This window comes from Kribbella sp. (assembly GCF_035655035.1).
Taxonomy (GTDB): Bacteria; Actinomycetota; Actinomycetes; order Propionibacteriales; family Kribbellaceae; genus Kribbella.
In genome coordinates, this window is record NZ_DASRVN010000479.1 from 1 (window position 1) to 7,198 (window position 7,198).

Genomic DNA, 7,198 nt, shown 5'->3' on the forward strand with positions numbered 1-7,198 from the left:
GACCGCTGACGTGGCATCCGCCGGGTCAACGTATCGCGTCGTCATGAACTGGTCCGGGGCCCGATATACGGTTGGTGACCGATCGGTTTCACCGCGTGATCACGGCGTACAGGTCGAAAAGCCCGACGACGAGGACCAGACCGGCCGCGACCCGGAGTACGTGCTGATGCCCGAGGGCATGGACCGCGCCACCCTTGGTACGGCGGTAGACAGCGCTGACCGCGGTCCAGCAGCCCAATGACAGCACGAGAACGACGATCCCGAGCCCGGTCCGGACCTGTGACGAGCCGTGGCCCGAGGCAAGCAGCAGGATGCCGTTGGCAATCAGTCCGAGCGCCGTACGACGCCACGCGAGCAGGGTCCGCTCCGGCTGACGTCCTGGATCCGGTGTGCTCATCGCCACACTTATCGCCAGAGGGAGAAGATCAGCCCGATCAGGCCGACCGTCGCGATCGTTGCCCCGAGCATCAGCGGCAGCCGGCTCGCCGGAAGCGCACCGCCGCGGCGCATCGCGGTCAGGTTGAGCTGCCAGCGCCGGAACGCCCCGGCGGTGGTGACGATTCCGGTCAGGACCAGCACGATGCCGATGATCCTGGCCGGCCAGCGGTCCGGTCCGAGGTCGAGGAACTGCACCGCGGACAGGCCGCCTGCGTAGCAGGCCAGCGAGGTACGCAGGTACGCCAGGTAGGTGCGTTCGTTCGCCAGGGTGAAGCGGTAGTCGGGCTCTTCTTCCTCGCTCATCCGCAGGTCACCAGACCGAAGTCCTGTTTGAGAGTCAGCACACGCCGCACGCTACTCGTCAGGTTCGCGGCGAACGACTTGTCCTGCTGCGCCTTGGTGACCAGCGCACTCACCATGGTCGCGGTCAGCCCGGACTCGGCGTTGATCACGATGTCGCCGCCGGCCGCCACGAACCTGGTCGCCCGCTCGCCCGCCGGCACCGACTTCACCTCCGCGGCCGAGCCGACGTCGTCGGTGATCACCACGCCCTGCCAGCCGAGGTCGCCGCGCACCATGCCCTGGATGACGGTCGGCGAGAACACCGCCCGGTTCTTCGGGTCGATCTTGCTGTACGTCACGGTCGACACCATCACCATCGACGTACCGGCCTTGATCCCGTCGGCGAACGGCTGCAGGTCCGCGTCACCGCGGACCGTGACGTCGTCGACCACGCCGGACGCGAAGTCGGTGTTGCCGCGGACCCGGCCGAGGCCCGGGAAGTGCTTGACCGAGGTCGCGATCCCGGCCTTGCGCATGCCTTGGACGAACGCCGTGACGCCCTGACCCGCCTGCTGCGGCGTGTCGCCGTACTCACGGTCCAGCTGGCCGATCGGCGCGTTCTGCGACTTGAGGGACGCGGGTACGACGTCGGCCACCGGCGCGAGGTCCACGTTCACGCCGGCGTGTTTCAGCTGGCTTCCCCACTCCTGGGCCTGTGCGGTGAGCTTCGAACTCGACCAGGTGCCCTGGACCGTCGCGGCCGGGATACGGTCGAACCCAGCGCCCCTGAGTCGCTGGATCTTGCCGCCCTCCTGGTCGGCGGCGATCAACGGGCGGACGCCTTCGACGGTCGCGGCCGAGTTCACCGCCCTCGTTGCTGCCCGGGTGCTTGCCAAGCTGCCGCCGTTGCGGACCAGGAACACGCCGCCGGACTTCTGCTGCCGTACGACGGCGCGCTGGGCGGAGGTCATACCGGTCCCGTTGATGCCGGTCATGATCAGCTGGCCGGCCTGCTCGCGGAGGGTCAGCGCCTGCAGCTTCTGGTCGACACAGCTCGGCGCCTGGGTCGGAGTCTGCGTCGGGCTCTGGGTCGGGCTCTGGGTCGGGCTCTGCGTGGTTGTCGCCGGGGGGCTGCTTGGTTCTTGTGTCGTCGGGACAGTCGACGACGGGATGGTGCTCGGACCTGCTGTCGGTTGGGAACCGTTGCCTCCGCAACCGGTGACGACGAGTGCAGTCAGCGCGATCAGCGCGACCGGGCGTCTCATCTCAGGTCCGCTCCCACGCCGCGCGGTCCACGGTGTCGCCGGAATGCCGCGCCAGCGTCGCGCAGACGTCGTACAGGTGCTCGACCTGCTCGGGGGTGAGCGCGTCGAAGATCGACGTGCGGACCTCCTCGACGTGCCCGGGCGCGGTCTCGACCAGCTTCTGCCGGCCGAGTTCGGTGAGGATCGCGACCTGGCCGCGGCGGTCGGACTCGATCCCCTCGCGGCGTACCCAGCCGTTCTGCTCGAGGCGGTTGACCGCGTGCGAGAGCCGGCTGCGGGAGCCGAGGGTGGCGACCGCGAGTTCACTCATCCGGAGCCGGTTGCCCGGCGCCTCGGACAGCCGGACGAGGATCTCGTAGTACGTGTGCGGAATGCCGGCGTCGCGTTGCAGTTGCTGCTCGATCCGGCTGCTCACTACCCGCTGGGCCGCGATGTACGCCCGCCACGCCTGCGCTTCCGTCTGATTCAGCCACCGGGGTTCCGCCATCCCCGCAGCGTACTTGTTCGCCGATCCGGATCCGCAGCACGGCGGCGGCACAGATCAACATGCCGACGACCGCGAGGACGCCGATCGTCTCGTGGAAGATCAGGAACGCGAACAGCATGGTGGTCGGCGGGACCAGATAGAGCAGCGAACTGATCCGCGTCGCGCCGGAGAGCTTGAGGTTCACGAGGTACAGACCCCAACCGCCTCCGGTCGCCAGCAGGACCAGCCAGAGGACGGCGCCGTAGAAGCCGGGCTGGCTCGGCACCGTGAGCCGGTGGGTCGCTGCGGCCAACGCAGTGAAGAGCACGGCCGACGTGAGGCTCTGGATGGCGAGGGCGTCGAGGGAGCTCGTGTTCGGCAGTCTCCGACGGTCGAGGCCGGTGCCGGCGACCAGCCCGAGAAGGCCACCGATCGGTACCAGGAACAGCAGTGGCGAACCATGGCCCGCGCTGAGGTCGTCGGCGACAACGAGGCCGACGCCCACCAGACCGAGGACCAGGCCGAGCCACTGGCGACGGCTGACCTGTTCGCCGAGCAGCGGCCCGGCGACGGTTGCGATCAGGATCGGCTGCAGCGAGCCGATCAGCGCGGTGACGCCTGCGGTGATGCCGTGGTCGATCCCGGTGAAGATCAGGCCGAGGTAGACGAACTGGGTCAGGAACGCCATCCACACCTGGGTCGCCAGATCGCGCCGGGAGATCCGCGGTCGCCGGACGGCCAGTACGACGACGGCGATCGCGCCCGCGACCAGGAACCTCCAGGCGAGCAGATCGAAGGCGTTCGTGTACTCCGTTCCCCAGCGCGCGCCGATGAAGCCGCAGCTCCAGAACACCACGAAACCGGCGCCCGCGGCCAAGCTCAGAACCTTCATGGGGAGACGGTAACCACACCGGTCGGTATACTGTCAGTATGCTCGACCAACAGCTGAGACTGCTCGTGGATCGCCGGGTGCCCGCGGCGCCGCGACTGACGCCTGCCGGCGAGCGGATCCTGGCGGCCGCCTCGACCCTCTTCTACGAGCAGGGCATCCGGACCGTCGGTGTCGACGCGATCGCCGCGGCCGCGGACGTGACCAAGAAGACGCTGTACGACCGGTTCGGCTCGAAGGACCGGCTGATCGCGGCGTACCTCGAGGAACGTGACCGGACCTGGCACCGCTTCCTGGACGACCAGTTGGCGGAGCGGAAACCGGCGACGCCCGAGGCGATGATTCTGGCGCTGTTCGCGGCGTTGACGGACTGGCTGGCCGGGTCGCGGAACGGCTGCGGATTCATCAACGCGAGCGTCGAGCTGGCCGCGCCGGACCATCCCGCGATGCCGGTGATCGTCGGCCAGAAGCAGTGGCTTCGTGCGGAGTTCGAGGCCCAGGCCCGTGCCGCCGGTTTCACCGATCCGGGCGAGCTGGCCGACCGCCTCCTACTCCTCCACGAAGGAGCCCTGGTCAGCTACCGAGTCGCGGCGATGACCTCCGCACCGGAGGTCGCCGCCCGCGCAGCTGCCGACCTACTGGCGGCCTGGCCGCGCTAGCTCGTCGCCGGGGAACTTCCGCCTGATCGTCAGTGGTCGTTCTCGCGGGAGGCGATGATCGCGGCCCGCCGCGCGAGCCGGTGACTGCGGCGGATCTCCGCCTCCCGGAGCCGGCGCCGGTCCTCGTCGGTCACCGGCTGCACCTGCGGCACCTCGCGCGGCTGCCCGTTCTCGTCGACCGCCACGAACACCAGGTACGCCGACGCGACGTGTACCTGCGGGCCGACCGCGTCCCAGCGGTCGGCGGCGATCCGGACGCCGACCTCCATCGAACTGCGCCCGGTCCAGTTCACCTGGGCGCTGAAGTGCACGACGTCGCCGACCCGGACCGGGACCAGGAACACCATCTCGTCCATCGACGCCGTGACCGCCGGCCCGCCGGAGTGCCGCGCGGCGACCACGCCCGCGACCGAGTCGACCAGCGTCATGATCACCCCGCCGTGCACGGTGCCGAGCAGGTTCGTCTCGTTCTGCGCGGTGATGTGCGACAGCGACAGCCGCGTCTCCGAGGTCGGCCGCGACGACGGACTGCTGGACATACAGGTGCTCCTTCGAACTTCCGGCGTGGACTGGCGCAGCGTATCCGCCGGTTGTCCACAGGTTCGGATCAGCGGTTCCGGGCAGGCCCGATCCTCGTACCTTCTCTGCCGACTTCCCCCGCAGCTCCGCCGATCTGGAGGCCCGCGATGCCTGTCGACACCACAGAACATGCCCACGGCAACAACTACTGCCTCGACCATCCGGGCCTCCCCGACCCGATGCTGCCACCACTGACCCGGCGGCAGGCCGACCGGATGGTGCAACTCGCGCTGACCGCTGCCGCCGACCTCGGTCTCTCCCTCACCTATCGCGGCGGCTCGGCACTGGTGCCGGTCGACCGGTCCACGGACGACCCTGTGCTCGGGCTCAGCAACCTCGCCCGCACCGTCGGGCGGTTCGAGGAGGACCGCTGGCCGGAGCTCGTCGCGGAACACGTCGAGGTCGTCCTGGAGCAGTACCGGGCGGGTTCAGCGGTGCCCGCCGATCCCGAGCGCGACCTGATCCAGCGGATCGTGGCCCGCGACTCGTTGCCGGCCGAGTGGACCGTAGACCGGCCCGACGTCCTGCCCGGACTGATCTCGGTGCCGTCCATGGAGAAGGACGGCCTGATCACGATGTTCCTGCAGCCCTCCGACTTCGGCCTCAGCTGGCCGGAGGCCGACCGGTTCGGCCTCGCCAACCTCCGCCGCCTGGAGGACGACGTGACCCTCGTCGAGGAACACGACATCCGGCTCGCCTTCGTCAACGGCTCGGGGTATGCCGCGTCCCGCGTGCTCGTCCTCGACACCGTGCTGCGCGACAGCCTTCAGGTGCCGGATGCACCGTTCGGCGTGCTCGCCGCCCTGCCTGCCCGCGACACCCTGATCCTGCACGTGATCGAGGACCTCGGCGTCATCCCGGCTCTGGGCCTGATGGTGAATCTCGCGGCCCGCGGTTACGCCCGCGACCCGGGGCCGCTGTCACCGGAGGTCTACCTGGTGACTCCCGAGCTGGTCTGGCACCGCGCCACCGTCCCGCTGACCGACGAGACATCCCTGCGGCCGTCGGCCGAGTTCGGGGCACTCGTGCGACAGCTCGCGATCCGCGAGCAGCGCTGTGACGACGACGATTCTCAACGACCGGGAGGTGCGAAATGACCAGGCCAGTCGGCGTAGCGGATGCGGGAGATCTCACGGACCTCACCGAGAGTGCTCCACTCGTCCTTGCCGAGCCGGGCGAGCGGCCGGAGCCGATGGACGTCCGGATGGTTGCCGTCCAGTACTGCGGCGTCGATCGCGAGGTGCCGGACCTGACCGATGACCAGCGTGCAGTCGCCGATCGGCAGCGTGGTGTGCAGCGTGCACTCGAGCGCGACCGGCGACTCCGCGACCCGCGGTACGGCGACCGTCCGGGACGGCTCCGTGGTGACCCCGATGGCCTCGAACTCCGACACCTCCGGCGGGAAGTTCGTCCCGGACGCGTTCACCTGCTCGTAGAGCGGTTCGGCGGCGAAGTTCACCACGAACTCGCCGGTCGCCTCGACGTTGTTCAGGCTGTCCTTGCGGCCGACCGAGGTGAACTGGACCATCGGCGGCTGCACGGACGCGACCGTGAAGAAGGAGTGCGGCGCCAGGTTCAGCACTCCGTCGGCCGACCGGCTCGAAACCCACGCAATCGGCCGCGGGACGACCACGGAGTTCAGCAGTGCATAGAACTCCCGGCGTCCGGCGGTCTCCGGATTCACATCGACACGCACGCCCGCAGTACATCAAACTCGGTGAATGCCGCCGTACCCACCTCTCGTGTCCGGGACGGCGGTCCGCGCGAACGACGGAGCTGTGGATTGAGCGACGACTTCCTGGATCGGGTGGCCGAGGTGGCCCGGCGGCACGGCGTCAGGCCCGGGGAGGTGCGGGAGGTCGCCGGCGGCGTGGCGAACCGGGCCTTCGTACTCGGGGAGGACCTGTTCCTGCGGGTCAGCCGGGCCGGGTACGAGGACGACCTGCGCAAGGAGACCCAGGTCGTGCCGGCCGCCCGCTCCGTCGGCGTCCTGACCCCGGCCATCGTCGAGTACAACGCCGACCGCCGGCTCCTGAACGCTCCGTACGCCGTGATGCAACGCATCCACGGCACCGAGCCCACCGGCACTCCCACCGGCCTGGCCGAACAACTCGCCCGCCTCCACCAGCTCGAACGCCCCACCCCACCCCCGGCCAACCCGCCGGTCAGCCCGCCGACCAACGCGCCGAGGCACCAGCCGAGCGCCCTGCCGGACGTTCGGTCAGCCGACCTTCTCGAGGTTCCGGAGGACGGCTGGGGCGATCCGTGGAAGACGATCGACGACCTCGCCGACCGTGGCTACATCGATCCCGGCACCGCGACCTGGCTGACCGGCTGGTTCACCCGCCTGGCCGAACGCATCGACTCCGGCGGCTCGAAGGTCCTCATTCACGGAGACGTTGCCGCCCACAACCTTCTCGCCGGCCCCGACAACACCCTCCGTGCCCTCATCGACTGGGGCGACGCCGCCTGGGCCCCACCCGCCATGGACTTCGCCAAACTCCCCCTCACCCAGGTAGCCACCCTCCTCCCCACCTATCTCCACCACACCCGATCCCTCTCCCGACACCACACATCCACTCCCCCGGCCACGTCCGCCACCTCCACCGCCACCTCCACC

General features: G+C 69.6%; 10 protein-coding genes. 3 read left to right on the plus strand and 7 right to left on the minus strand.

All coding sequences use genetic code 11. From position 1 onward, the window contains the following. Positions 1-88: 88 nt before the first annotated feature. The 5 genes from VFF46_RS26145 to VFF46_RS26165 are packed head-to-tail and all read right to left on the minus strand — an operon-like array spanning position 89 to position 3,343. The gene (locus tag VFF46_RS26145; RefSeq protein WP_325039864.1) at positions 89-397 is read right to left on the minus strand and encodes a DUF202 domain-containing protein; all 309 of its coding nucleotides are present in this window, start codon (positions 395-397) and stop codon (positions 89-91) included. A gap of 8 nt (positions 398-405) precedes the next feature. Beyond that, entirely contained in the window at positions 406-741 is a 336-nt protein-coding gene (locus VFF46_RS26150; RefSeq protein WP_325039865.1) for a YidH family protein, read from the minus strand. Then, a complete protein-coding gene (locus VFF46_RS26155) occupies positions 738-1,985 on the minus strand; it encodes a glycoside hydrolase family 3 N-terminal domain-containing protein (RefSeq protein ID WP_325039866.1) in 1,248 nt (415 codons plus the stop codon). Before VFF46_RS26155 ends, VFF46_RS26150 begins: the two co-directional genes overlap by 4 nt. A gap of 1 nt (position 1,986) precedes the next feature. Beyond that, positions 1,987-2,400 carry a MarR family winged helix-turn-helix transcriptional regulator gene (locus tag VFF46_RS26160; protein ID WP_325039867.1) on the minus strand — a complete coding sequence of 138 codons (414 nt, stop codon included), beginning with the start codon at positions 2,398-2,400 and terminating at the stop codon, positions 1,987-1,989. Further along, positions 2,288-3,343 carry a DMT family transporter gene (locus VFF46_RS26165; protein WP_325039868.1) on the minus strand — a complete coding sequence of 352 codons (1,056 nt, stop codon included), beginning with the start codon at positions 3,341-3,343 and terminating at the stop codon, positions 2,288-2,290. The genes VFF46_RS26160 and VFF46_RS26165 overlap by 113 nt, the downstream gene beginning before the upstream one ends. A gap of 38 nt (positions 3,344-3,381) precedes the next feature. On the opposite strand from VFF46_RS26165, the gene VFF46_RS26170 reads away from it, so the two are divergent. Further along, positions 3,382-3,999: a TetR/AcrR family transcriptional regulator gene (locus VFF46_RS26170; RefSeq protein ID WP_325039869.1), complete on the plus strand. Its 618-nt coding sequence runs from the start codon at positions 3,382-3,384 to the stop codon at positions 3,997-3,999. A gap of 29 nt (positions 4,000-4,028) precedes the next feature. On the opposite strand, the gene VFF46_RS26175 is transcribed toward VFF46_RS26170, so the two are convergent. Next, positions 4,029-4,538 (minus strand): acyl-CoA thioesterase, encoded by a 510-nt coding sequence (locus tag VFF46_RS26175; RefSeq protein ID WP_325039870.1) that lies wholly within the window; start codon positions 4,536-4,538, stop codon positions 4,029-4,031. Positions 4,539-4,685: 147 nt separating this feature from the next. Between VFF46_RS26175 and VFF46_RS26180 the strand changes: the two genes are divergently transcribed. Further along, positions 4,686-5,675: a hypothetical protein gene (locus VFF46_RS26180; protein ID WP_325039871.1), complete on the plus strand. Its 990-nt coding sequence runs from the start codon at positions 4,686-4,688 to the stop codon at positions 5,673-5,675. Here the strand turns inward: VFF46_RS26180 and VFF46_RS26185 are convergent. After that, positions 5,651-6,274, minus strand: a complete 624-nt coding sequence (locus tag VFF46_RS26185; protein ID WP_325039872.1) for a flavin reductase family protein — start codon at positions 6,272-6,274, stop codon at positions 5,651-5,653. The genes VFF46_RS26180 and VFF46_RS26185 overlap by 25 nt on opposite strands. Positions 6,275-6,361: 87 nt before the next feature. Between VFF46_RS26185 and VFF46_RS26190 the strand changes: the two genes are divergently transcribed. Next, a partial coding sequence (locus tag VFF46_RS26190) for an aminoglycoside phosphotransferase family protein (RefSeq protein WP_325039873.1) occupies positions 6,362-7,198 on the plus strand: 837 nt, incomplete at its 3' end.

Bases quoted from the DNA above. Each gene is read 5' to 3' on its own strand.
- VFF46_RS26145 (WP_325039864.1), bottom strand. From the start codon at position 397: ATGAGCACACCGGATCCAGGACGTCAGCCGGAGCGGACCCTGCTCGCG.
- VFF46_RS26150 (WP_325039865.1), bottom strand. From the start codon at position 741: ATGAGCGAGGAAGAAGAGCCCGACTACCGCTTCACCCTGGCGAACGAA.
- VFF46_RS26155 (WP_325039866.1), bottom strand. From the start codon at position 1,985: ATGAGACGCCCGGTCGCGCTGATCGCGCTGACTGCACTCGTCGTCACC.
- VFF46_RS26165 (WP_325039868.1), bottom strand. From the start codon at position 3,343: ATGAAGGTTCTGAGCTTGGCCGCGGGCGCCGGTTTCGTGGTGTTCTGG.
- VFF46_RS26170 (WP_325039869.1), top strand. From the start codon at position 3,382: ATGCTCGACCAACAGCTGAGACTGCTCGTGGATCGCCGGGTGCCCGCG.
- VFF46_RS26175 (WP_325039870.1), bottom strand. From the start codon at position 4,538: ATGTCCAGCAGTCCGTCGTCGCGGCCGACCTCGGAGACGCGGCTGTCG.
- VFF46_RS26180 (WP_325039871.1), top strand. From the start codon at position 4,686: ATGCCTGTCGACACCACAGAACATGCCCACGGCAACAACTACTGCCTC.